Below are 24,160 nucleotides of genomic sequence, written 5' to 3' on the forward strand. Positions count from 1 at the left end.
AAATGATAAAAAGTAAATAAAAGTTTCCAAAAATTGAGTAGAAATAGAATAGGGGCTGTCTTTTACATCAAAATACAAGTTTTACTTAAAATATTTATAAAATTGCTTAACGAGAGATTTATACATTACAAAAAATTTACAACCGATGACTTTGTGTCGGATAGTTGTTTTGTAGAGTGGGTCAACTCTTCGGGCAATACTAAAAATGATAAGTTTTGGCAAGTATTTTTAGAGAAGTACCCAGAGAAATCAGAGGAAATTGAGATGGCAAAAGCCATTGTCAGTCATGTTGAACAAAAAAGTATTTCTGTGGATGAAATAGACCAGCTATGGAAAAAAATCAATTCAACCCTTTCGTTTATTTAAACTATCACAATTCTTAAAAAAAAATCAAAAACACATGAGTATGAAACTTTTACTAAACTTCAAGAGTAAGATGAGTTGGGCGATTTGCTCGATACTCATCACAATTACGATGTCCAGCTTTGGGCAACAGACGATTTCGGGGAAAATTACCTCAACTGATGATGGTCAAGGAATTCCCGGAGTAAACGTTGTTGTGAAAGGTACTAATAAAGGAGCTACTTCAGATGCTAATGGTGCATATAAAATTGCAGCGTCAGGAAACGCTACTTTAATTTTCTCGGCGGTTGGTTATGCTACGGTAGAAGTAGCGGTTTCTAATCGCTCATCAATTGATGTGAAAATGAATGTTGATGTAAAATCAATTGACGAAGTGGTAGTTGTGGGTTATGGTACTCAGAAAAAAAGCCAATTGACTGGTGCGATTTCACAAGTATCATCAAAACAAATTTCTGAAATGCCTATTACCAACTTAGGTCAGGCATTACAAGGACGTACTGCTGGGGTGGATGTATCGCAATCGGGTTCAAAACCAGGTACTACTCCAAAAATATTAATTCGTGGTCGTCGTTCATTCAACGCTGGTAACGACCCTTTGTATGTAGTTGATGGTATTCCTTTGTCTGCTGGTTATGAAGACATGAACCCAAATGATATTCAATCAATTGAAGTATTGAAAGATGCTACTGCAACAGCTATTTATGGTGCAAGAGGTGCAAACGGTGTGGTGATTGTAACTACTAAAAGAGGTGCTGTAAAAGGAAAGACAACTGTTACTTATGATATGTATGTGGGTCAGTCACAAGCATTGAACAAATTACAGTTATTCAACGGGGCTGAGTTTGCAGAATATGTAAGAGAAGCTTATCGTGCAACAGGTATCTATAAAAATGCGGCCGGTACGATTGTACCTACTGGCCAGTCGGATCCAGTTGCTGATTCAAAAGTAGCAGTATTAGGTGGTGACCCTAACGTAGTTGAAGGTTTGGCACAAGGTAGAAGTACTGATTACCAAGATTTAATTTTGAAAAATGGTTTCCAACAAAACCATACGATTGGTATTCAAGGTGGTAACGATAAAACTCAATTTTATATTTCGGGTGGTTATTTCTTAGATAAAGGTATTACTGAAGGTTTAGATTATGCAAGAACTACTTTACGTGCAAACATCGACCATCAAATCAATAAAAATTTGAAAGTAGGTTTGTCAACTTATGTAATGTATAGTGAGAGAAATGGTGAAAACTTAAACCCATACAGTTTTACTCTTGGGCAAAACCCATTGGGTGCGGCATACAAAGCTGACGGAACGATTAATTTTACACCCACCAATGATGCTTTATTAACTAACCCATTAGCTGAAATTGTACCTGGTGCTCAAGTGGACAATACTAAAAAATACAGAATTTTCAATAGTATTTATGCGGAAGTAAAAATCTTGGATGGTTTGAAATATACAGCCAGATTTGGCCCAGACTTTACGATTTCTCGTTGGGGTAGATTCATTGGAGCACAAACTAACGCCAGAAAAGGTGGTGACCCACAAGCAAGTAATGAAAACCGTTTCGGCTTCAACTGGACGCTTGAAAACATTCTGAATTATTCAAAAAGTTTCGGAAAACACAATCTGAATGTTACTTTACTTCAATCAATCCAAAAAGACCGTTTTGAAACTTATATTACAAACGTTCAAGGTGTGCCTGCTGAATCTCAACAATTCTATAACTTAGGAAATGCTGGGTCGGTATTAGGCGTAGGTAGTGCTTTAACAGAGTGGACTATCAACTCTGTGATGGGACGTATCAATTATGATTTCAATGATAAATATTTGGTTACTTTAACGATGCGTCGTGATGGTTCAAGTCGTTTTGGTGTGAATACAAAGTATGGTAATTTCCCTGGAATTGCTTTTGGTTGGAATATGAGCAACGAAGGATTTATGAAAGAAATTACTTGGTTGGACTTATTGAAACTAAGAGCGGGTTATGGTGCTGTGGGTAACCAAGGGGTTTCTCCGTATCAAACACAAGGTTTATTAAGCAGAACGACTTACGCTTGGGATAATACAGGTGCTTTCGGTTACAGACCAAACACAATTGGAAACCCAGACTTGAGATGGGAAAGTTCGGCAACTACAAACTTTGGGGTTGACTTTAGTATCTGGAAAGGAAAAGTACAAGGTTCAATTGAATTGTATCAGACAAACACTACTGACCTTTTATTATCAGACCAATTACCAGGTTCAATTGGTTTCAGTGCGGTAACTCGTAACGTTGGTGAAACAAGAAACAGAGGGGTTGAGTTGGGTATTTCTACGGTTAATGTCAATACAGCAGGTGGATTTAAGTGGACGACAGACTTCCAGTTTACTAAAAACAAAGAAGAAATTGTTTCACTTTACAACGGAGCAATCGACGATGTTGGTAACAAATGGTTTATTGGTCAGCCTTTGAACTCATTCTTTGACTACAAAAAGGCTGGTATCTGGCAAGTAAGCGAAGCTGAACAAGCGGCTAAATTTTACCCTGGTGACAAAGGAAATGCTTTAGGGGCAGGGGTAGGTCAAGTTAAAGTACAAGATACTAATGGTGACGGTGTAATTAATGCTAATGATAGAGTATTGTTAGGTTCAGATGTGCCGGATTTCTCGGCAGGTTTAACAAATCGCTTTTCTTACAAAAATTTTGATATATCATTCTTTTTCTTTGGTAGATTCGGTCAGACTATTGTAAGTGGTTTCCACCAAAACAACAACGCATTGGCTGGTCGTTATCAGCAAATTAAAGTTGATTACTGGACGCCAAACAATCCTAATGCTGAATTCCCTCGTCCATTTAGTACACAAGAATTTCCTCAGTACAATACAACACTTATTTATTTTGATGGTTCATTCATTAAGTTGAGAAATATCAATTTTGGTTATACTTTCAGTAACAGTGTTGCTAAGAAATTAGGAATGGAATCATTAAGATTGTTTTCGAGTATCCAACAACCATTTATATGGTCTAAATTCATTTCAAAATACAATGGAGTTGACCCTGAAACATCAGGAACGGCAGTAAACAGCGGTATTACTCCTGCAACAAAAGTATTTACAGTAGGTATCAACGCTAAATTTTAAGCAAGGCTATTAACCTTTAAAATTGCCCAATTTTTAAACATTTAATTCTAAAATAAGATGAATATCAAATATATATACAAACGTGCCAGAATTTTAGGGATTGCCTCATTAATGCTTATTGGGCAATCGTGTTCTGATTTATTAGATGAAAAAGTGGTTTCTGGAATTAGTAATGAGTATATCAATACCCCAAAAGGTTTTGAAGATGCCGTAAATGCAGCTTATTCGAGTTTAAGAAATTATTATGGTACTCAGCCGGGGTTAACCCTTACCGAGTATGGAACAGATATTTATGCAACAGGTGCTGATGGAGGTTATAAAGGATTCCATTTCTATGATACCCAACTTAACCCTACTGTTGACTATTTAGCAAGTATTTGGGATGAGTTGTACCGTGGAGTAAATACATGTAATGCTATTATTGGTAGAGCACCAGCAGCAACTGTAACGGATGCAGTAAAAAAGTTGAGAGTAGCAGAAGCAAAGTTTTTAAGAGGACATTACTATTTTATATTATTCCAACAATGGGGAGGTGTAGATTTACGTCTAACTGAAACTTTAGCACCTACCAAAGTTACCAAACGAGCTACGGAGGCTGAAATGTATGCAGCAATTATCAAAGATTTGACAGAAGCAATTGCTGATTTACCAAATTCTTCTTCGCAGTACGGAAGAGCTACAAAACCAGCGGCTGAAATGGCATTGGCAAAAGTTTATTTAGCTAAGGCTTATTCTTCAAGTAAAGCAAGTGATGATTTCTCTAAAGCAGCAACTTTATGCTCGAACGTTATTAATAACTATGGGTTTAAACTCTTAGATAATTTTGCCAGCGTTTTTGACGAAAATAATCAGAAAAATTCAGAGATTGTTTTTGCTGTTCAATATACATCTGATGTTTTGACTAACTTAACAAATAATACTGGTGCGGCAAATGGTGGTAATAACTTGCACTTGTTTTATGGAATGCAGTACGACGTTCAAGCAGGTATGCAACGTGATGTGTTAAATGGACGACCGTTCAAACGCTTACGCCCTACAGCTTACTGTCTTGATGTTGTTTTTGGTGATAGAGTAAATGATTCACGCTATAAAAAAACATTTAAAGATACTTGGTATAGCAATAAACCAGGAACTTATAATACTGCTTTCGATGACTCAAAAGCAACTGTGACTTTTGCTGCTGGTGATACTGCTATTTTTATCCCTGGCTATGAGATGACGAAAGAAGAAAGAGCCAAGAAAAAATACCAAGTTTTAGTGCCAAGTAAATATTCAGAAGCGTTGTTTCCAACATTAACGAAGTTTTTCGATACCAAACGCCCAGATATGACTTATGAATCTGGAAGCCGTGATTACTTCGTTTTCAGATTAGCTGATACGTACTTGATGTTGGCTGAAGCTCAATTAGGGGCAGGTAACAAACAAGCAGCGACTGATGCTATCAATATGGTACGTCGTCGTGCTGCATGGCCTGGAAAACAATCAGCCATGGAAGTTACTACAAGCCAAATGACTTTCGACCTTGTTGTTGAAGAAAGAGCAAGAGAATTAGTAGGAGAGCAAACTCGTTGGATGGATTTAAAGCGTTGGGGAAATCTTGTTGAGCGTGTTCAAAAATACAATCCACAAGCCGCACCAAATGTTAAAGCAATTCACTTGGTTCGTCCAATTCCTCAAACTCAAATTGACCGTACAGAAGGCGGAAACGCTACATTTGCTCAAAATTCGGGTTATTAATTGATGATAGATTAAGCTAAAATAAAAAACCTGATGTCAAACATCAGGTTTTTTATTTTAGCTTAATCTATCCTTGAAACTTTCGTAGCCAAATGTTTTTACTAAATCGAAAGTATCATCTTCTCGCCAAATGCCAATTGAAGGTAAATTTACGCCATTAAAAGTAGTTGTTTTTACCATTGTGTAATGAATCATATCATCAAAAACGATAGAATCTCCAATCTTCAAAGGTTCGTCGAAAGAATAATCCCCATAAAAATCACCTGCTAAACAAGTCATTCCGCCAAAACGATAAGTATGTTTACCTTCGGTTGGTTCTTGATAAGCCCCTAAAATACGAGGTTTATAAGGCATTTCTAAGGTATCAGGCATGTGTGCCGCAAAGCTTACATCCAAGATAGCTACATTGATTCCTTGTGAATCAAGAATGTCTAAAACTGTGGAAGTTAAATAGCCTGTTCGCCAGCCTACTGCCGAACCTGGTTCTAAAATGATTTTAAGATTCGGGAATCTACTTTTCAAACCTTTCAATACACTGATTAAATGCTCAGGCTCGTAGTCGGCACGAGTAATTAAATGTCCTCCACCTAAATTCAACCATTTGGCTTGTTTTAATAAGTCGCCAAAACGTTCTTCAATCGCTTTCAAAGTACGTTCTAAAGTGTAAGAATCGTTTTCACACAAAGTATGTGAATGTAAACCTTCAATACCTTCGGGTAAAGTATCACCTAATTGGTTACGAGTAATTCCCAGACGTGAACCAGCAATACAAGGATTGTACATATCTGTTTCAACTTCAGAGTATTGAGGATTGATTCTTAAACCACAACTAATACCATTGGCAATTGATTTTTCTTTGAATTTTTCAAATTGATTCAACGAGTTAAAAGAGATGTGCGAAGAGTAAGACATTAATTCATCAAATTCTTTTTCTAAATAAGCAGGTGAATACACGTGAGCTTTAGAACCCATTTCTTCAAAAGCCAAACGTGCTTCATGCAAAGAACTTGCCGTAGCTCCAGCCAAATATTGACGAACCATTGGGAAAGTAGAAAACATCGAAAAGCCTTTCAAGGCACAAATAATGTCAATGCCAGCTTGTTGCTGAACGTATTGTAGGAGTTCTAAGTTTTTTCTTAATAATCTATCTTCGAGTACATAACACGGAGACGGTATCTGAGAGAAATCAATCATAAATTTTTGAAATTGCTTGTCGGGAAAGCGATTGGTTCGCTGTGAATTTTATACTTCTTAATTATCAAAATTGCCCGCATTTTTCAACACGGGCAACGAGAATTTATCATTTGATGTAATTATAAGCTATTTTTAATGTTTTCTACTTTAGCTATTGGCACTTTTAGCGTTTCAGCAATTTGAGCAACAGTTAGCAAATTTGATAATAATAATTGCTTGATATTATCATTAAGTGCTTTTTCCTTACCTCTTGCTTCGCCTTTTTCTTCACCCTTGTTCATACCTTGTATGAAACGGATGTCTGTTTCTAAGTCATAAACTATTGGCATATTAGTAGTTTGTTTGATAGTTTCTTCTTGTAAATCACGAAGTTTTGCTAAAACCTCTAACTGCTTCATATATTTTCCAAAACGAGACTGCCCATTTAATAGTTCGTCTAATTTATGCAAAATCTTATGAATGACTTTTTCAGGTGAAGTATTTTTAAAGTTGCAAAGAATAGCTAAAATCACTTCTTCTGGAATTTCAGATTTAAGAAAATACTCATAGTCAAATTCTTGAATATCAATAATCTCATAATCAAAGGTTAGCCCATGACTAATCAATTTATTTGTCATTCGCCGATGTTTATTTTTACCGATATACAGTACAAATTGACGAACGTCTAATTTATATTTTCTTAAAAGCAATGATTTATATTCCAGCATTCTATAAACCATTTCTTTTTCATCAATCGATTGGAACTCAATTTGTAGAATGTAGCTCTTATTTTCACCTATTTCTCTCACTTTTTTCAAGAAATCAGGTTTTCTTTCAATAGTTGTATGTAGGTCATCTTTAATAGAAGTATATTTTGCTCCTGTTAAACCTAACAATTTTTGAGCAAAAGGAAGGAGAATAGGTTCAATATTCTCCTTTAAAATTCTATCATATTCATTAATACTCATGCGGAAGCGTTCCGTTGATTTCTTCGTTCCATGGTAAACCATGAATATTCAACATTGCCATGAATGGATCTGGGTTCAATTCTTCACAATTCCAAACGCCTGGCTTCATCCATTCGCCTGTAATCATCATCATTGCTCCAATCATAGCAGGTACACCTGTTGTATAACTTACGCCTTGTGCTTGTACTTCTTTCCAACAATCTTGGTGCTTGCAATTGTTCCAAACATAATATGTTTTTTCAACGCCATCTTTGATACCCTTGATTTGGCAACCGATTGAAGTTTCTCCTGTATAGTTTTCACCTAACGTTCCTGGTTCTGGAAGTACTGCTTTCAAAAATTCGAGAGGTACTATATCCATACCTTGGAATTTGATAGGCTGAATAGAAGTCATTCCTACATTTTCTAATACTTGTAAATGTGTAATATACTGCTGACCAAAAGTCATCCAGAATCTTGCACGCTTCAAAGTAGGGAAGTTTTTCACTAAAGATTCTAACTCTTCGTGATATAAAACATAAGATTCTTTCGGCCCGATACCTGGGTATTCAATTGCTTTGTGAATTGACATTGCTGGAATTTCTACCCATTCTCCATTTTCCCAGTAACGTCCATTTTGAGTAATCTCACGAATATTAATTTCAGGGTTGAAATTTGTAGCAAAAGCTTTTCCGTGGTCGCCAGCATTACAGTCGATAATGTCTAAGTAGTGCATCTCATCGAAATGGTGCTTATTGGCATAAGCGGTATAAACTTGCGTAACGCCTGGGTCGAAACCACAACCTAATAAAGCCATCAAACCAGCTTCTTTGAAACGTTCTTGATAAGCCCATTGCCAAGAGTACTCAAATTTAGCAACGTCTTTAGGTTCATAATTGGCAGTATCCATATAGTGAACACCTGTTTCTAAACAAGCATCCATAATGGTTAAATCTTGATAAGGAAGAGCTACGTTAATTACCATGAAAGGTTTTACTTGATTAATCAAAGCAACCAATTCTGGAACGTTATCTGCATCTACTTGTGCTGTTTCTACTTTGGTTGGTAAACCAATTTTAGCACATTCTTCAGCAATAGCATCACATTTGCGTTTTGTACGGCTGGCTAAAACTACCTCAGAAAATACTTCTGGATTCATGGCACATTTTTTTACTACTACATTTCCTACGCCACCTGCACCAATAATTAAAACTTTCTTACCCATTTTTTTGATGTTGTCTGTTTATGATTAACATTTTGTCTTTTTCAAGGTTAATCAATTTTGAATATGAGTGCAAAATTAGTCAAACCTCAGAAATTATAGATGATATGAAGATTAAATTTGTCAAGAAGCCTTTTTTTAATGAATGTTTTTGCTTTAAAATTGACTAAAAGGCTGATTGTTAGCTCAAATGGTTTATTTTTGTTTGCCTTACTTATTTGTTTTTCAATATAATTGCTTTTATCACTTAAACCTTACTCATAATATGCTCCCTAATATCCATGCCGTTTTTATCGAATTTAATCAGTATCTAACGACCCATTTGCAAAAAAAACATTGGGTTTTTGTACTTAGTTTTCTGGTTTTTCTGCTCTTTTCAGTTATTTATTTTCCTGAAATTGTTCGCAAAAGAATTCATAATGATTGGACGCACAACGACCAATTGATGCAGCAGTTTGTGAACAATAAAATTGAAAATCCTTTAAAACCAACCTTGAATTTTGCTCCCGGCGAACATTACAGAAAAAGAGATTTAAGAATAACGCCATACATTATTGCCAATGTTTTTCATTTGAATGCCCTCAGACTTTTCTATCTTCAACTTTTACTGTTACCTCTGTTTTTATTTTTTTCTGTTAGTTTACTTGTTCAAATTACGAAGAGTCCGCCGATAAGTTTTTGGGCAACAGTGGCTCTGTTGTTTTCTTACGTTGGTAATTCTTTTAATTATGATACTCTTTTCTACGATTCTTATGCCTATTTTGCCTTGTTGATGGCTTTGTACTTTTCTGGAAATCTTTTCTGTGTTTTTTTCTTGTTGCTAAGCTATTTTGTGGACGAACGAAGCCTTGTTCCTTCTATGATTATTCCATTATTCGTTGGACTGACTAAATACTCTATCGAAACTACCAAAGAAAATTTCAAAACGTTTTTTCAAAAAATGATTTGGCAAAATCGTTCCTTTTGGATGGTATTTGTTAGTATGCTTGTTTATGTTTTGGTAAGAGTAATTTTTTATATCAATTATCATTTAAATACACCTGTCGGGGCAAATAGTGGCGTAACTATTGGTTTAGCTTTTAAATACGGAACGAAACTTCCTTATGCCATTTATTCATCGCTGAAACTGAATTTCCTTTTGATTTTCTGTACTTGTTTTTATTTGTTCAGAAAGCAATATTACTTCGTTGGTTTATGGTTTTTAGCTGTTTTTTTGATGTCATTTTTGGTAGGTACTGCCGTAGAAGACGTGACAAGAAGTTTGGCATACAGCTATTTATTGGTGTACATAGTATATTTAATTAGCATACAAATCAAAGAAAACATCAGTAATTTTATCTATTTCATCGCTTTTGTAAATATCTTCACGCCAACTTTTACTTTGTTGTTGAATTTATATAAAGTAGAGGCTTTTAGTTGGCTAATTCATTTCTGATTCAGAAAGCCAAAAGCTCTACTTAGCAAATCGTATGAACCAAACTAATACCGTTTTTATCAGTGCCTTAGTGATTATTTCTTTGGGTTATTTTTTGAAGTATAAAAAGATAATTACTGAGCAAGAAGGAAAGATAATCTCCAAATTGTTGATGCACACGACTTTTCCTGCATTGATATTTGTAACAATGATGCGAGTGCATTTTGAAGTTAATTTATTGTTACTTCCAGTTATTTCTTTCTGCTTTTCTATTTGTTCAATGCTTACGGCGTCTTGGGTTTTTAAAAACCAAGCCTCAAAGCTCAGAACGCTTTTGATTATGGGAAGTGGAGGCTATAATTTGGGTTTATTTGCTTATCCGCTCATTGAAGGTATCTGGGGCCCAGCAGGAATGGTTTATGCAGCGATGTTCGATTTGGGAAATTCCTTTGCTGTATTTGGCTTGGTATATGGAACAGGAGTATTTCTTTCTGATAAAAACGAAGGTGCAACAGTAAAAGAAAATATCAAAAAGGCTTTTCTGAAAATCATTACATTATTGCCATTTCAGGCTTTATTTCTTGGGATTGTTATTAATCTTACCAATTTTGAGTTACCTCATATTATGGTTGAAATTTTAGATATTTTAGCCAGAGGAAACAAAGTGATTGTGTTACTGATTATGGGAATTTACTTGAATATTTCCTTAACCTCCGAGACTTTCAAACAAGTATCAAAAGTATTAGCGATAAGGTATTTTTGGGGACTTTCAGTGGGTTTTTTATGCTTTTACTTTTTGCCTTTTGAACCACTTTATAGAAATGTGCTATTGATTGTTTTGATTATTCCTGTGGCTATGACCTTACTTCCATTCTCTGACGAATTGGAATATGATACCAAAATTGCTGGAATGTTAGTCAATATTTCAATGTTGATTAGTTTTGCAATGATGTGGGCTTTGGTTTTAGGAATGAATTTGGCTTAAAACGGTCTGCTCGCCTTGGCAAAACAACTAATCCAATACGGACTGTAAAGATTGTCTTCTCGAATACCCTTTGAGGATGAAGCGTGAATAAACATTACTTCTTTATTACTTCTGAGTTCGGTTACTAAGCCTGCATGGTTGATATTGGCTACATTTCCTTTGTTGGTTACAAAAAATACCCAATCGCCTGGGCGGAGGTCTTCGATTTCTACTTTTTTACCAAATTCTGCTTGTTTCATAGAAATTCGAGGAATTTTATATCCTAATTGGCTATAAACGCAGTATAGCAAACCCGAACAATCCATTCCTCGGCGGTCGGCACCGCCTGCTAAATAGGGTACTCCTGTGTAGCTTCTTGCTGTTGAAATAATCGTATTGGTAGTTTTACTATTGGTATTTACTTTTTCGCTTTTGCGTGGAGGAACTACAACAGCTTGTTCACTTTCACGACGGCGAAACAAGCGACATGAATCTAACATAAACATTAAGAAACATAAAGAAAGCAGTCTGATAGCATTGTTAGACAAATGTTTGTTCATGTAATTGCTGGTTTTTGTTTTTGGATTTGTTAATCTTTACTATGCTTCCAATGAAGCTTTTAATACTTTCACAGTAACGTAAAGCTGCCCTGTGTGGCGTTGTGTATGTTCGGCAGCATGGAAAAGTAAACCGATTACATTAGTTGGAATTTTCTTTCTTCCAATTCCTCTGGGTGCTAAAAGTGACTTTTCATCAGTATTTTTTAATTGCGTCAGTGCTTTGTTGACTTGATTATTAAAACGAGTAAGCAATGACTTTACGTTTACATTGGGTTGGTTTTTTACAGACTCCAATCTTAATAGTTCAAATTGATCTTCATCAAGCATTTTATCGTTGGCATAAGTAAAAATTCTATCTAACACTCCTGATAAATGCTGTAAATGAAATGCCACCGAAGCACAGCCTGCTGGCGTTTCCCAAAGTAATTCTTCGGGGAAATCTATCATCATTAAATTTACTTCTTCCCGAGCCTGTAAAATGGCATGTGCTGCGGGTTGTAACAAAGGAGCAAGTCCAGCAATTGGCCCCCGCATCCATACTTCAAGGTTGTTCATTTTATTTTGTGACTTTAGGACTTAATGACTTGAGGAATTTAAGACTTTTGTAATTAGGACTTTAGGATTAAAGAATCAAAATCCTCAAGTCCTAAAGTCATTAAGTCTTAAAGTCCTAAAAGATCTACACCGCCTTCATACTCAAGGCAATTCTTTTTCTGGTAATATCAACTTCCATTACTCTTACTTGTACTTGTTGCTGTAATTTCACAACTTGATTGGGGTCTGAAACGTATTGATTTGCCAACTGAGAAATATGTACCAAACCATCTTGTTTTACACCCACATCTACAAAACAACCAAAAGCAGTAATATTCGTAACAATACCCGGCAAAACCATTCCTTCATGTAAATCTTCTACTTTTTTTACATTCGGGTCAAACTCAAAGGCAGTAAGTTGTTCACGAGGGTCACGGGAAGGTTTTTCTAATTCTTTCAAAATATCTTGAAGTGTCAGCAAACCTACTTTTTCGTTGGTATAAGCGTTCAAGTTCAAACGTTTTCTTAATTCTGCCGAACTCATCAAATCTTTTACAGAACACTTCAAATCCTTTGCCATTTTTTCAACAATCGGATATGTTTCTGGGTGAACTGCCGAATTATCTAATGGATTTTCTGCATTGTGGATTCTGAGGAAACCTGCACATTGCTCAAAAGCTTTTTCACCCAAACGAGCTACTTTTTTGATTTGCTGGCGAGACCTGAACTCTCCGTTTTCCTGACGATACTTTACAATATTGGCAGCCAAAGACGGCCCAAGTCCCGCAACGTAACTCAATAAATGCTTTGAAGCCGTGTTTAAATTTACGCCCACAGCATTTACGCAACTTTCTACCACGGTGTCCAAAGTACCTTTTAATAAAGTTTGGTCAACATCGTGTTGGTACTGACCTACACCAATAGATTTTGGGTCGATTTTTACTAACTCTGCCAAAGGATCCATCAATCTTCTTCCGATAGAAACTGCTCCACGAACGGTTACGTCTTTATCAGGAAACTCCTCTCGGGCGATAGGAGAGGCGGAGTAAATAGACGCTCCTTGTTCGGAAACGACAAAGATTTGAGGTGTTTTTTTGAAGGCTAATTTCTTCACAAAGTCTTCCGTCTCTCTTCCTGCCGTTCCGTTACCAATGGCAATGGCATCAATTTGATATTTTTCAGAAAGGGTTAAAATTGTATTTTGAGATTCTTGTACTTTATCGAAAGGATAAATAACAGTATCGTGAATTAAATTTCCCTGTGCATCCAACACAACAGTTTTACAACCGGTACGATAGCCTGGGTCGATAGCCAATACTTTTTTCTGACCTAATGGTGATGCCAACAATAATTGACGAAGGTTTTGAGCAAAAATTTTGATGGCTTCTGTATCCGCTTTTTCTTTTGAAAAACCTGCGTACTCGTTTTCGATAGAAGGCTTCATCAATCTTTTATAACAATCGGTGATAGACTCTTCTACGATTTTTTTAGCATCGGGCAAACCTTTCAAGAAAATTCTATCCAAAGCTCCTAAAGCATTGTCCTCTTCTGGCGAAATACTGACGCTTAGGAAACCTTCTTCTTCACCTCGACGAATGGCTAATAAACGGTGCGAAGGTACTTTCTTGAGTGGCTCACAGAAATCGAAGTAGTCTTTGTACTTGATGCCTTCTTCGCTTTTGCCTTTTTTTACTTTCGCATAAACCATTGCTTCACGGTCAAATACTCTACGCACGGCATTGCGAGCATCTACGTTTTCATTAATCCATTCTGCAATAATATCTCTTGAACCTTGAATGGCTTCTTCAATATTAGCGACGTTTTCGTTGAGATAAGCTTCTGCTTTTTTCAGAATATTCGCTTCTTTTTGCTCGAAAATTAATTTTGCCAAAGGCTCTAATCCTTTTTCAATGGCAATGGTAGCACGAGTTTTACGCTTTTGTTTATAAGGTAAATAAAGGTCTTCTAATTCTTGTAAATGATAGGCATTATTGAGTTTTTCTAATAACTCAGGTGTCATTTTTCCTTGTTCTTCAATGGATTTTATGATGCCTTCACGTCGTTTATCAGCTTCTTTTAGTTTCGTCCAAAGGTCTTTAATATCAAGTATTTGTACTTCATCAAGGCTTCCTGTGGCTTCTTTTCTGTATCGAGCAATGAATGGCACTGTGCCGCCTTCTTCTAATAGATTAATGGTGTTTTGTACTTGATGGGTCATCACGCCCACAGAGTTTGAGATGATTTGGATTTGCTGTTTATTCATCACTAATGTTTATTTCTTTTGAGCAAAAATACACGCAATGTCTTAAATAAATAGCTTTGGTAGAGTAAACAATCTTGGCGAATCAATTAATGACTTGTATATCAATACATTAATTTTAAAACTCTTCTTGATAAGCTTTTTCAAAAGGATAGAGTCATCAAAAAATGTTTTTTAGTCTATACTCAATACCTGTTCTGCTATTTGATAAAACATTTCACTGCCTGTTTCTAATAATTCATCAGGGAAATCATAGTCGGCACTGTGTAAAGGCGATAAATCTATGCCCGAACCTAATCCAAACATCGCACCTTTGTACTGCTGTGTAAATAGTCCAAAATCTTCTCCAAATTCAAAAGGTTTTTCAAGCTCAATGATGTCCATTTGTAGCTTTTGAGCTGCTCTTTTTATTTGTAAATAAGCGTCAGGATGATTGTTATTTGCCTTAAAAGTTTCTACCCAATTGATACTTAAAGTAAGTTGATGGGCTTCTGCAATTTGTTTTACTTTTTGTTCTATTTGCGTTTTGATTTGCTCGAATGTATCATTTTCCCAAGTACGGAAAGTATAAGCAATCGTTGCTTTGCCAGCCGAAACGCCATAAGCTTTTTCGCCCATTGTGATATGGATAGGAGTACTTAGGAAATAGTTTTTATGGGCTTTATCGGATACTGTCAGCGTATCAAAATACTGAATGATTGTAGCGATGGCAATGGCTGGATTGATGCCTTTTTGTGGCTCTGAGGCATGACTGGTTTTACCTGTTAGTTCAAAAATACCACTTTCGACACAGGGCGTAAAAAGTTTTTCTTTGATAAGAATCGAATGCAAAGGGAAGCTGGGTAAATTATGCAAAGCAAAAGCATAATTAATTTGAAATTGCTTGAAAATTCCCGATGCAATAGCGTCTTTTGCTCCTGCACCAGTTTCTTCTGCGGACTGAAAAAACAAAAGAATTTTACCTTTTGTGATAGGTTTTTCTATTAGTTTCTGAGCAAACCGTAGCATGATGCTCAAATGCCCGTCATGTCCGCACTTATGCGAAATTCCTTGATGAATAGAGCGATGCTGAAAAGAATTTTCTTCTTGAATCGGTAAAGCGTCTAATTCACAACGAAAAAGTACCGTAGCACCTTTTTCTTTTCCATTGATTACCACTACGAAAGAGTACATCGAAAAACCTTGATGAATTTCTGTAATTCCCAGTTTTTTCAAAGTTTCAATGGTGTACGCACTTGTATGTTTTTCTTGCCCCGAAAGTTCAGGATTGGCGTGTATGTATTTTCTGAAATCTTCTATATTTTCCATTTTATACTTCACGAATCATCAAAATATGTTCAATGCCATCTTCCAAATACACTTCACTATCTTGCTGAAAGCCAAAGGATTCGTAGAAGTTTTTTAGATAAAGTTGAGCTCCAATTCGGATGTTGGCACTGGCAAACATTTCTTCTAAAGTATCAATTGATTTTTGCATCAGTACTTTCCCAATACCTGTGCCACGAGCCATTGGTGACGTAACTACTCTACCAATGGATGCTTCTGAATAAGAAATACCGGGAGGAAGTAAGCGAGTATAAGCAACGATTTTTTGTGTGTCGGTATCAAAGCCCATGAAATGAAAAGAGTAAAAGTCTTTGTCATCTAAATCTTGAAATGGACAATTCTGTTCAACAATAAAAACTTCATTGCGAAGTTGAAGAATTTGGTATAATTCAGTGGTTGTTAAATCTCTAAAATGCTTGAGATACCAGTAAACGTTCATGGGAAATAAGTTTTGATGAGTAATTGATACAATCGTGAATATACAAAGTTTATTATCTTTGTAAAACTCAAATATTGAAATATGCAAAATAGATTTATCTGGATTTTAATCTTACTCTTTGCTTTTCAAGCCACGAAGGCTCAAAGCACCGCTTCGGAATATGAAAATGCCTATAAAAAAGCCCTTGAGGCTTTTAGAAATCAAGAATATGCTAAAGCCCAAAATGCCTTTGCTGCTTTAGAAAAAGCCAGACAAAGTATTTCGACTTATACGCCTTATGCTTATTATTTTGAGGCTCTAAGTGCTATTCATCTGCATAAAGTAAACGATGCACGTACTTATTTGAATAGTTTACTGACGATTTTCCCAGCTTGGAATGATAAAGACGAAGTGAATTATTTATTGACAAACATTGCTTTTGAAGAAAAAAAATATGCCGAAGCATTTAGTATAGCTCAGAAAATCACAAAGCCTACTTTACTGGCTGAGTTGGCTGAAATGAAGTACTTCTACACAGAACAAATTACTTCGGCAGAAACTTTAGAAGAACTCTTTAAGAAATTTCCAGATGAAGCCATTCTTAGCGATAAAAAACTCAAAAAATCTTCTGTTTCGGTTCAAAATGCTACCAAGAAAGTAGCAAAAGGCTATTATAATTTTGGACTTTTATTGCCGATAGATTTTGCCAACATTAGTATCGACAAAACTCGTAAAAACCAATATGCTTTGGATTTGTATCAGGGGATGAAATTGGCAAAAACGCAGTTGTTGAAAGAAAATATTACTATCAATTTATTTGTCTATGATGTCGGAAACGACATCGACCAAATGTTGGAATTAATTAATAATCAGTCCTTTCAGTCAATGGATTTATTAATTGGGCCACTTTATGCCGAAACCAATAAAATTGCTTCTACTTATTGTGAATTAAATAAAATTCCGATTTTGAATCCCATTGCCAATAGCAATAGTCTTATCAAAGAAAATAATCAGTCGTACTTGGCACAGCCTTCTATTGCCACACAAGCATCTAATGCCGTAGATTTTGTAAGACAGCAAACTTTTATGGGAAGAAATGTGGCAATTTATTACACAGATTCGCCCGTAGATTCTGCAATGGCAACGATTTACAAACAGAAAATCGAAAATATAGGTTATGAAGTAGTGAAATTTGAAAAAATTAAAACTTCGTCCGAAGATATTGCTACTAAACTACCAGACGGAAAAGTAAGCCATATTTTCTTGGCTACTTCTGATAAAAAAGCTGGATTGTCGATGATTACGGCTTTGAATAAAAAAGATAATATGAGTCCACTTGTGACGAGTATCGAGGCTTTTAACCCAAGTAGTTTGAGTAGTACTACTTTATCTGGACGAGAAGTTTATTGCATTAATCCTGAATTTGTAGATAATGAAAAACCAGAAGTAGATGCTTTTCGTAAAGATTATTTAGCCAAGTATGGTGTTGTTCCCTCATATTACGCTTTTCATGGCTACGATATGGCTTTGTTTTGGGGACGATTATTTGGCAAAAATGGTTATAATATTCGCAAAGGCTTGGATAATCAGGAAACATACAATAACGGAACTTACACATTGTCGGGTTTCAATTATATCAAATCACAAGACAATCAAATTAGCCCAGTAACAACTTTTCAAAATTATAAGTTTGTATTGGCGAAGTAAGGATTTTGGGACTTTAGGACTTTAAGACTTTAGGATTTTAAGATAGAGTGGATTTTAAGGATAATTAGATAAGATATATCTACTACGTCATAAAATAATGTTTTTTTTGAATCCTCCAGTCCTAAAGTCCTCCAGTCTTAAAATCCTAAAGTCCCCAATGTCCTTTTAATAAAAAAACAATGACACAATCAGAACAACTTTTTCAAAAAGCTAAAAACTTTATTCCGGGAGGCGTGAATTCGCCTGTGAGAGCATTTCGTGCAGTAGGAGGAAACCCAATTTTTATCAAATCTGCCAAAGGTGCATACTTATACGACGAAGACGGAAATTCATACATTGAATTAATCAATTCATGGGGGCCAATGATTTTAGGTCATGCCCACGAATTAGTAGAAAAAGCCGTTGCAGATGCGATTCAAAGCGGTTTTTCATTTGGAGCTCCCACTCGCAGAGAAGTAGAAATGGCAGAATTGATTTGTTCAATGATTCCATCAGTTGAAAAAGTCCGCATGGTAAACTCAGGAACAGAAGCAACCATGTCTGCTGTAAGAGTAGCTCGTGGTTATACAGGCAGAGACAAAATCATTAAGTTTGAAGGAAACTATCACGGACACGGCGATTCATTCTTGATAGCAGCAGGCTCTGGCGTAATGACATTCGGAAGTCCAGACTCACCAGGCGTAACCAAAGGCGTAGCCAACGATACTTTAACAGCTCCGTACAATGATTTAGCAGCCGTTCAAGCCTTGGTAGATGCCAACAAAAACAATATCGCTTGTATCATTCTTGAACCCGTAGTAGGCAACATGGGCTTAGTAAAACCAGTAGAAGGTTTCTTAGAAGGATTGAGAAGTATTTGTGATAAAGAAGGCATCGTCTTGATTTTTGATGAAGTAATGACAGGCTTCCGTTTGTCAAAAGGAGGATTCCAAGAACGTTGTGGCGTTACTCCTGACATGACGACCATGGGAAAAATCATCGGCGGAGGAATGCCAGTAGGAGCGTATGGCGGTAAAAAAGAAATTATGGATTGTGTTTCGCCAGCAGGGCCCGTGTATCAAGCAGGAACATTATCAGGAAATCCAATTGCAATGGCAGCAGGTTTAGCGATGTTGAATCACTTGAACGAAACGCCTTCGGTTTACACTCGTTTGGAAGAAGTAGGTACAAGATTAACCGATGGGATGAAGGCAAACATGAATAAATTAGGATTGAATTATACCCTAAATCATGTTGGTTCAATGTTTACGCTATTCTTTACCGACAAGCCCGTAAACAATTTTGAAGATGCCAAAACTTCTGACACCGTAGCCTTCGGAAAATACTTCCAAGCCATGTTGAAAAGAGGCATTTACTTAGCACCATCGCAGTACGAAGCCATGTTCCTTTCAACCGCCTTGACAGACGAACACATCACCACCATTTTACAAGCCAATTACGAAAGTTTACAAGAAATCCAGTAGCTCGGCTTTCCAATCCGAAAATAATTTACTAACAAAATTTGCTAAAGAACAAATTGAGGAAATTGTAAATGCCTCGGAGGAAAATGAAACAACTTCTGAGGAAGATTATTTTCGGATTGAGTAATTTCAAAATGGATTGAGGAAGAAATAATAAGCTCAGAGGAAAGAGTAAAATCTCCAGAGGAAAACAATTTTTGGATTGAGGAAAAATTAATTGCCTTTGTGTAAAATTGAATAGCCTCAGAGGAAGATTATTTTTGAATTAATAAAAACCGTAGGTCGGGTTTCTAACCCGACTTGCCAAAAACTAAAATCATTGACTCCTAAATTTGAATAAAAAAATGAATACGTTTAGACAAAATACAGACCAATTTGGGGTTTATTTGAATAAGCTATATTTAAAAAATGTACGCTGTTTTAAAGGTAATCATGAAATTAACTTGAATGATGGGAATAATAATCCTATTCAATGGACGGTGATTTTAGGGAATAATAATGTTGGAAAAACTACGATTTTAAGAGCAATATCATTATTTGAATTTTTTCATAGAAAGGAAACGCAAAAGTTTAACAATGACATAAGAAGTTTCAGCCTATTTCAAAAATATGTTTCAATTGATGAAAATTTATTATTTATTGGGAGTGAGCTTCTATCTAAAGAAAATAATGGATTAATTCCATTAAAAAAAACTCCATTTATCCATGGGAATGTGGCAAAGATTATGCCTGAATCATACAGAATGCAATGGGAAAGTTTGGATGTTAGATGGCTCGAAAATCTCAATTTAACATATATCAATAATGGTGTATTGGTCAACTCTGATTTTGTTAAAGAACTTAATCACTTTAAACTTTTTGGCTATGGTACTTCACGTATGATGGTTGATTCTCAATCTCCAACTGAAGATAGCACACAAGGTCTTTTTGATAATAAAACCTTACTATTGAATGTAGAAGAATGGCTAAAAGAATTACATTTTGCTTCAATTAGTAAAATTGATGGAGCTGAAAAAAGGTATAATCAAGTAAAGGAAGTTTTGTGCAACGGATTATTACCAGATGTAAGTAATATTAGAATCCAAACCATTCCCGATAAATCAAGCTACGAAACCTTTCCTGAATTTTTGACCTCGAACGATTGGGTACGAATGGAAGATTTAGGCTATGGCTACCAAGCTACTTTGGCTTGGGTAGCTGATTTAGCAAAACGAATGTTTGATACTTTCCCAGATTTACCCAATCCATTACATGGTTCGTCAGTTGTGTTAGTAGATGAAATTGATTTGCATTTGCATCCAGAATGGCAGCGTAAAATCATTAAATACCTAAGTGATTTGTTCCCCAATGTACAATTTATTGTTACTGCTCATAGTCCGCTTATTATCCAGTCTGCTGATAATGTAAACTTGATAATGCTTGAAAAAGATGATAATCCTGAGGGAAATGGCATTAATATCAGACAAAGATTTGGTTCATTTCAAGGTTGGACAATTGATGAAATCCTAACAGAGTTAATGAGTTTAGGCGAACGTACTCGTTCTGATTTATACTTGCAATTGATGGAAGATTTTGAGAATGCTATTTTGGAAAATAATTACGAAAAAGCTCAGAGCCTTTACAAGCATTTAGACGAAATTCTTTCACCAAGTAGTTATCAACGCAAAGTTTTACAAATACAAATGTCTTCTTTAATGCCGATTGGAGTATGATTAAATTAGAAGCAGTTCCGCCACCGTCTCAACTTACACCACAATTAGTTGCAGAACTAACAACAAAATTCAAACAAGACAAAAGTCCCGTTTGGAATAAAGACTTTATTAAAAATAGATTACTCGAATTGAGTAATAGTAAATGTGCTTACTCTGAAATCAAACTGAAAGAAGAAGGGAAGTATATGGAGGTAGAACATTTTTTGCCAAAATCAGTACATCCAGATAAAGTAGTAGAATGGGATAATTTATTACCTGTGAGTAAGTTTTGTAATACAAAAAAAGGTGATAAAGCTTATCCAATTATTCATCCTGTTCGAGATGAGCCTAAAGAACATCTTTATATGATAGATGCTATGATTTTTGGTAAAACCCAAAAAGGAAGGAACTCTGAAATTATATTAGGATTAAATGATTCAGAACAATTATTAAAACCACGTTCAGAAATTCGTCGTGCAGTCCAAGTTGAGTTGAACAAGCAATACAACCAAGTTGATTATTTTATAAAGAATTCAGACGTGTCCAGAATTTTAGAAATTACAAATTCTTTTGAAAACTTATTGAAACAAGGTACAAGAAAAGAAGCTTACAGTGCAACAGTGGCAACTACCATACTAAACGACCCGCATTTTTTGGAGATTAAAAAAATTTTTCAAGCCAATAATCTATGGACAAGTGAGATGGAAGTGTTAGAAAAAGAACTGAAATTCTGTGCATTAGATACAAAACCATAAAAAGCTATTGATTTAAAGTTAAAAAAACAAACTCCTCTATTAAACCTCCCCACAAAAAACAAATCTAAACAATACAAGAATTTAAACCATTCAGCGTTTATATTCTTGAAATGAAAGTTGTTCTCAATCATTATTGGCGACAAAGGAAATGTTTAGAAGAAGTTTTATATTATCATTTTTGCTCATTACTTTTTCTATTATGAGCTTTGGCTTGAAAGGAGCGACCTTTACGCTCAATCATCCAGATAATGTATTACATTTTCATCAAGCCAACTTTTCATCTCTTCCTAAAGTATTATTCAATCAAGTTGTTTGCGAAGCAAATAATTTGGTAGAAGATGATACCTGCCAAGATACTGACAAATCATTCAATTATGGTGAATACTTTTATCTTGGTTTGCAAACAAATGCTTCGCATTTGCTCGATACAAAAACTTTAAACTCTCCTTCTTATAGCCCCTCTCTGTATGTAAATCATTTGTACATACTTTTCCATAATTGGAAATATTTATGTCGTTGATTTTCATAGCATTCAATGTTTTCTTGAGTACACGCTCTGTTTTACTGAAAGTATTTTCAGATGAAAGACACTTTATTGGCTTGTAAACCAGTGATTTATGTTTGTCTTCTTTTGGATTTAGCTAAAGTATTTCATGACAAAGAGCATTTTAGATTTTATTTTTTCTTAGAACTTTAATCACTAAAAGCAATGAAAACTAACATGATTTTCAGAAAAGTTGCCATTAATAGTAATATGAAAAATGGCTGGGGACTATCAATATTGGTAGCAATGATGTTGTTGGTGAATGCAACTTTTGCACAAACTAACCAATTGGAAACTGACAAAGGAATGCAAAATGCCGTAGCGGCTTATGATGCCGATGTACGTCAGGCAATTTTATTGGCAAGTCAGCATCCACAAACTTTGAGTACTTTGCAACAAACCAAAAATCAAACTCAAGCATCTTTTAGAGCTTTGATTAATGATTTTAGCGAGAAAAAACAAGGCTGGTTTTATGAATTAACTCGTTTCCCAGACCTAACACATACGTTGGCAACTATGCCCGAAGGAAAAAGTCGTGAAGCGATTCAACAATTATTACCCAGCAATGGCGATGAAAATTTAGAAAAAGCAGCTTGGCGTTTGTATCGTTTTCATAAAGACGATTTACAACAAGCAGATGCTTTGAACCAACAAGCTCAAGATGTTTTTGCAAAAGCCATTCAGCCTTTGGATACTCCAACACAAGAAGCTTTTAATAAACTTGCGAAGTATCCCGACATCATGGTTTTGCTAACTGATAATCTTGATCTTACGACAAAATTGGGACAGCAATACACCGCCGACCAAGAAGGAGTAAAAACAACTTTAGCTACTTTACATGATAGTTTGATGGTACAAAATCAAGCTCAATTGGCGGCTTATAAAAAAGAATTAGAAAGTAATCCACAAGCAAAACAAGAACTTAACCAAGCGGCCAAAGATTTTGCCAGAAGTAATGGCTATATCCTACCAAACGGACAAGTAGCTTATGGTAATGCTTATAATTATGGCTATGCAAATCCTTATTCTTATTGGTTTGGTTATCCATTCTGGTATGGTTCTCCACTTTGGTATCCAAGTGCTTATTGGAATAGCTTTGGACTTTCTTATGGTTATGGAGGTTTTGGTTTGAGCGTTTTTCCTTATTGGGGTTTTTCAAATTGGTTTTTCAATGGAGGCTATTATCTAAATTATCCCTATTTATATCATCATTTTGGCAATTATTATCGTACAGCAGTTGTCAATCGTCCGATGATGGGTTATAGAGATAACGGTTACAATGGTGTTGTCCGCAATCAAAACAATGCCTTTGGAAATGGAAACTACAATCGTGGCAATACTTATAGAACAATTAATTCTTATGGTGGTTTCCAAAATAGAGGAGGATTCAGCGGAGGAGCTTATAGAAGTTTTGGTGGTGGCGGTAGCAGAGGTGGTGGAAGACGCTAATCCATCTATTGATAGGGAAGGACGACCGTTCTTCCCTATTTTTGTTAAATTGTAAATAAATAATTTGTAGGACATTAAAAACTGTGTTACCTATGTATTTATTCATTCAACTTTAACAATTGCCGAATATGAAAACCAAATCTTTACTTTTTGTCCTATCAATTTTTCTATTAACTGCTTGCGGAAATAGTAGTGAAATCAAAGCTTTGAAAGCCGAGAATGCTGCTTTGACTGCCCAATTGGAAGCCCTAAAAGCAGGTGGTGTAGCAAAATCGCCTAAGTATATTTTAAAAATCCGTTTGAAACAATCTCATTTTTCATTGAGTATCAAAAAGCATATAAAAGATGCTGTCAATGCCGTTGAATTTGAATTGCCAGTTGACAAAGAGTTTTTTGATTCAGTGTCAGAAGGAACAGAATTAGTAGAAAAATTCAGATTTGGGTCATTTTTCCTCTATGGGAGTTTTGGTGATTGGAAAATGACTGTGAAAGGAAAGGAAGTTAGAGAAATGTAG

Annotated in this window: 20 protein-coding genes; 12 read left to right on the forward strand and 8 right to left on the reverse strand. The window is 35.5% G+C overall.

Annotated features, from left to right (window positions below; all coding sequences use genetic code 11):
* Positions 1-153 precede the first annotated feature (153 nt).
* The 3 genes from VB248_RS02545 (at position 154) to VB248_RS02555 (ending at position 5,221) form a co-directional block, all read left to right on the forward strand.
* Positions 154-366 (forward strand): hypothetical protein, encoded by a 213-nt coding sequence (locus tag VB248_RS02545; protein ID WP_323295163.1) that lies wholly within the window; start codon positions 154-156, stop codon positions 364-366.
* A 70-nt stretch (positions 367-436) separates the two neighbouring features.
* Positions 437-3,484, forward strand: a complete 3,048-nt coding sequence (locus tag VB248_RS02550; RefSeq protein ID WP_323295270.1) for a SusC/RagA family TonB-linked outer membrane protein — start codon at positions 437-439, stop codon at positions 3,482-3,484.
* Between the two features lie 57 nt (positions 3,485-3,541).
* Entirely contained in the window at positions 3,542-5,221 is a 1,680-nt protein-coding gene (locus tag VB248_RS02555; RefSeq protein ID WP_323295164.1) for a RagB/SusD family nutrient uptake outer membrane protein, read from the forward strand.
* Positions 5,222-5,278: 57 nt separating this feature from the next.
* Here VB248_RS02555 and nspC read toward each other — a convergent pair whose 3' ends face one another.
* From nspC to VB248_RS02570, 3 genes are all read right to left on the reverse strand, one after another.
* A complete protein-coding gene (nspC, locus tag VB248_RS02560) occupies positions 5,279-6,415 on the reverse strand; it encodes a carboxynorspermidine decarboxylase (RefSeq protein ID WP_323295165.1) in 1,137 nt (378 codons plus the stop codon).
* Positions 6,416-6,534: 119 nt separating this feature from the next.
* Positions 6,535-7,362 (reverse strand): RpnC/YadD family protein, encoded by an 828-nt coding sequence (locus VB248_RS02565; RefSeq protein WP_323295166.1) that lies wholly within the window; start codon positions 7,360-7,362, stop codon positions 6,535-6,537.
* Positions 7,352-8,566, reverse strand: a complete 1,215-nt coding sequence (locus tag VB248_RS02570; protein WP_323295167.1) for a saccharopine dehydrogenase family protein — start codon at positions 8,564-8,566, stop codon at positions 7,352-7,354. The genes VB248_RS02565 and VB248_RS02570 overlap by 11 nt, the downstream gene beginning before the upstream one ends.
* 262 nt (positions 8,567-8,828) lie before the next feature.
* Here VB248_RS02570 and VB248_RS02575 point away from each other — a divergent pair, with 262 nt between their 5' ends.
* Together VB248_RS02575 and VB248_RS02580 are read left to right on the forward strand one after the other, a co-directional pair.
* The gene (locus VB248_RS02575; protein WP_323295168.1) at positions 8,829-9,998 is read left to right on the forward strand and encodes a hypothetical protein; all 1,170 of its coding nucleotides are present in this window, start codon (positions 8,829-8,831) and stop codon (positions 9,996-9,998) included.
* Positions 9,999-10,032: 34 nt separating this feature from the next.
* On the forward strand, positions 10,033-10,962 hold the full coding sequence (locus tag VB248_RS02580; RefSeq protein WP_323295169.1) for an AEC family transporter: 930 nt from the start codon (positions 10,033-10,035) through the stop codon (positions 10,960-10,962).
* Here the strand turns inward: VB248_RS02580 and VB248_RS02585 are convergent.
* From VB248_RS02585 to VB248_RS02605, 5 genes are all read right to left on the reverse strand, one after another.
* Complete coding sequence (locus VB248_RS02585; protein ID WP_323295170.1) at positions 10,959-11,501, reverse strand: C40 family peptidase; 543 nt, start codon at positions 11,499-11,501, stop codon at positions 10,959-10,961. The genes VB248_RS02580 and VB248_RS02585 overlap by 4 nt on opposite strands.
* Positions 11,502-11,540: 39 nt before the next feature.
* The gene (locus VB248_RS02590) at positions 11,541-12,056 is read right to left on the reverse strand and encodes a DinB family protein (protein WP_323295171.1); all 516 of its coding nucleotides are present in this window, start codon (positions 12,054-12,056) and stop codon (positions 11,541-11,543) included.
* A gap of 124 nt (positions 12,057-12,180) precedes the next feature.
* A complete protein-coding gene (locus tag VB248_RS02595) occupies positions 12,181-14,298 on the reverse strand; it encodes a Tex family protein (protein ID WP_323295172.1) in 2,118 nt (705 codons plus the stop codon).
* A gap of 171 nt (positions 14,299-14,469) precedes the next feature.
* Positions 14,470-15,603: an amidohydrolase gene (locus tag VB248_RS02600; RefSeq protein ID WP_323295173.1), complete on the reverse strand. Its 1,134-nt coding sequence runs from the start codon at positions 15,601-15,603 to the stop codon at positions 14,470-14,472.
* A gap of 1 nt (position 15,604) precedes the next feature.
* Entirely contained in the window at positions 15,605-16,060 is a 456-nt protein-coding gene (locus VB248_RS02605; protein WP_323295174.1) for a GNAT family N-acetyltransferase, read from the reverse strand.
* 81 nt (positions 16,061-16,141) lie between these two features.
* Here VB248_RS02605 and VB248_RS02610 point away from each other — a divergent pair, with 81 nt between their 5' ends.
* The 7 genes from VB248_RS02610 to VB248_RS02640 all read left to right on the forward strand — a co-directional run bounded on the left by VB248_RS02610 (position 16,142) and on the right by VB248_RS02640 (position 24,160).
* The gene (locus tag VB248_RS02610; RefSeq protein WP_323295175.1) at positions 16,142-17,746 is read left to right on the forward strand and encodes an ABC transporter substrate-binding protein; all 1,605 of its coding nucleotides are present in this window, start codon (positions 16,142-16,144) and stop codon (positions 17,744-17,746) included.
* A 179-nt stretch (positions 17,747-17,925) separates the two neighbouring features.
* Positions 17,926-19,209, forward strand: a complete 1,284-nt coding sequence (hemL, locus tag VB248_RS02615) for a glutamate-1-semialdehyde 2,1-aminomutase (protein ID WP_323295176.1) — start codon at positions 17,926-17,928, stop codon at positions 19,207-19,209.
* Between the two features lie 341 nt (positions 19,210-19,550).
* The gene (locus VB248_RS02620; RefSeq protein ID WP_323295177.1) at positions 19,551-20,918 is read left to right on the forward strand and encodes an AAA family ATPase; all 1,368 of its coding nucleotides are present in this window, start codon (positions 19,551-19,553) and stop codon (positions 20,916-20,918) included.
* On the forward strand, positions 20,915-21,652 hold the full coding sequence (locus VB248_RS02625) for an HNH endonuclease domain-containing protein (protein ID WP_323295178.1): 738 nt from the start codon (positions 20,915-20,917) through the stop codon (positions 21,650-21,652). Before VB248_RS02620 ends, VB248_RS02625 begins: the two co-directional genes overlap by 4 nt.
* Before the next feature lie 148 nt (positions 21,653-21,800).
* A complete protein-coding gene (locus VB248_RS02630; RefSeq protein WP_323295179.1) occupies positions 21,801-22,172 on the forward strand; it encodes a hypothetical protein in 372 nt (123 codons plus the stop codon).
* A gap of 189 nt (positions 22,173-22,361) precedes the next feature.
* Entirely contained in the window at positions 22,362-23,645 is a 1,284-nt protein-coding gene (locus VB248_RS02635; RefSeq protein WP_323295180.1) for a hypothetical protein, read from the forward strand.
* Positions 23,646-23,773: 128 nt separating this feature from the next.
* Positions 23,774-24,160, forward strand: a complete 387-nt coding sequence (locus VB248_RS02640) for a hypothetical protein (protein ID WP_323295181.1) — start codon at positions 23,774-23,776, stop codon at positions 24,158-24,160.

It is taken from the genome of Arcicella rigui, assembly GCF_034929435.1.
In the GTDB taxonomy this organism is placed as follows: Bacteria; Bacteroidota; Bacteroidia; order Cytophagales; family Spirosomataceae; genus Arcicella; species Arcicella rigui.

Coding starts and splice junctions, on each gene's coding strand:
- VB248_RS02575 (WP_323295168.1), top strand. CDS start 8,829: ATGCTCCCTAATATCCATGCCGTTTTTATCGAATTTAATCAGTATCTA.
- VB248_RS02580 (WP_323295169.1), top strand. CDS start 10,033: ATGAACCAAACTAATACCGTTTTTATCAGTGCCTTAGTGATTATTTCT.
- nspC (WP_323295165.1), bottom strand. CDS start 6,415: ATGATTGATTTCTCTCAGATACCGTCTCCGTGTTATGTACTCGAAGAT.
- VB248_RS02590 (WP_323295171.1), bottom strand. CDS start 12,056: ATGAACAACCTTGAAGTATGGATGCGGGGGCCAATTGCTGGACTTGCT.
- VB248_RS02585 (WP_323295170.1), bottom strand. CDS start 11,501: ATGAACAAACATTTGTCTAACAATGCTATCAGACTGCTTTCTTTATGT.
- VB248_RS02595 (WP_323295172.1), bottom strand. CDS start 14,298: ATGAATAAACAGCAAATCCAAATCATCTCAAACTCTGTGGGCGTGATG.
- VB248_RS02610 (WP_323295175.1), top strand. CDS start 16,142: ATGCAAAATAGATTTATCTGGATTTTAATCTTACTCTTTGCTTTTCAA.
- VB248_RS02600 (WP_323295173.1), bottom strand. CDS start 15,603: ATGGAAAATATAGAAGATTTCAGAAAATACATACACGCCAATCCTGAA.
- VB248_RS02555 (WP_323295164.1), top strand. CDS start 3,542: ATGAATATCAAATATATATACAAACGTGCCAGAATTTTAGGGATTGCC.
- VB248_RS02640 (WP_323295181.1), top strand. CDS start 23,774: ATGAAAACCAAATCTTTACTTTTTGTCCTATCAATTTTTCTATTAACT.
- VB248_RS02635 (WP_323295180.1), top strand. CDS start 22,362: ATGAAAACTAACATGATTTTCAGAAAAGTTGCCATTAATAGTAATATG.
- VB248_RS02620 (WP_323295177.1), top strand. CDS start 19,551: ATGAATACGTTTAGACAAAATACAGACCAATTTGGGGTTTATTTGAAT.
- VB248_RS02565 (WP_323295166.1), bottom strand. CDS start 7,362: ATGAGTATTAATGAATATGATAGAATTTTAAAGGAGAATATTGAACCT.
- VB248_RS02570 (WP_323295167.1), bottom strand. CDS start 8,566: ATGGGTAAGAAAGTTTTAATTATTGGTGCAGGTGGCGTAGGAAATGTA.
- VB248_RS02550 (WP_323295270.1), top strand. CDS start 437: ATGAGTTGGGCGATTTGCTCGATACTCATCACAATTACGATGTCCAGC.
- VB248_RS02625 (WP_323295178.1), top strand. CDS start 20,915: ATGATTAAATTAGAAGCAGTTCCGCCACCGTCTCAACTTACACCACAA.
- VB248_RS02605 (WP_323295174.1), bottom strand. CDS start 16,060: ATGAACGTTTACTGGTATCTCAAGCATTTTAGAGATTTAACAACCACT.
- hemL (WP_323295176.1), top strand. CDS start 17,926: ATGACACAATCAGAACAACTTTTTCAAAAAGCTAAAAACTTTATTCCG.
- VB248_RS02630 (WP_323295179.1), top strand. CDS start 21,801: ATGTTTAGAAGAAGTTTTATATTATCATTTTTGCTCATTACTTTTTCT.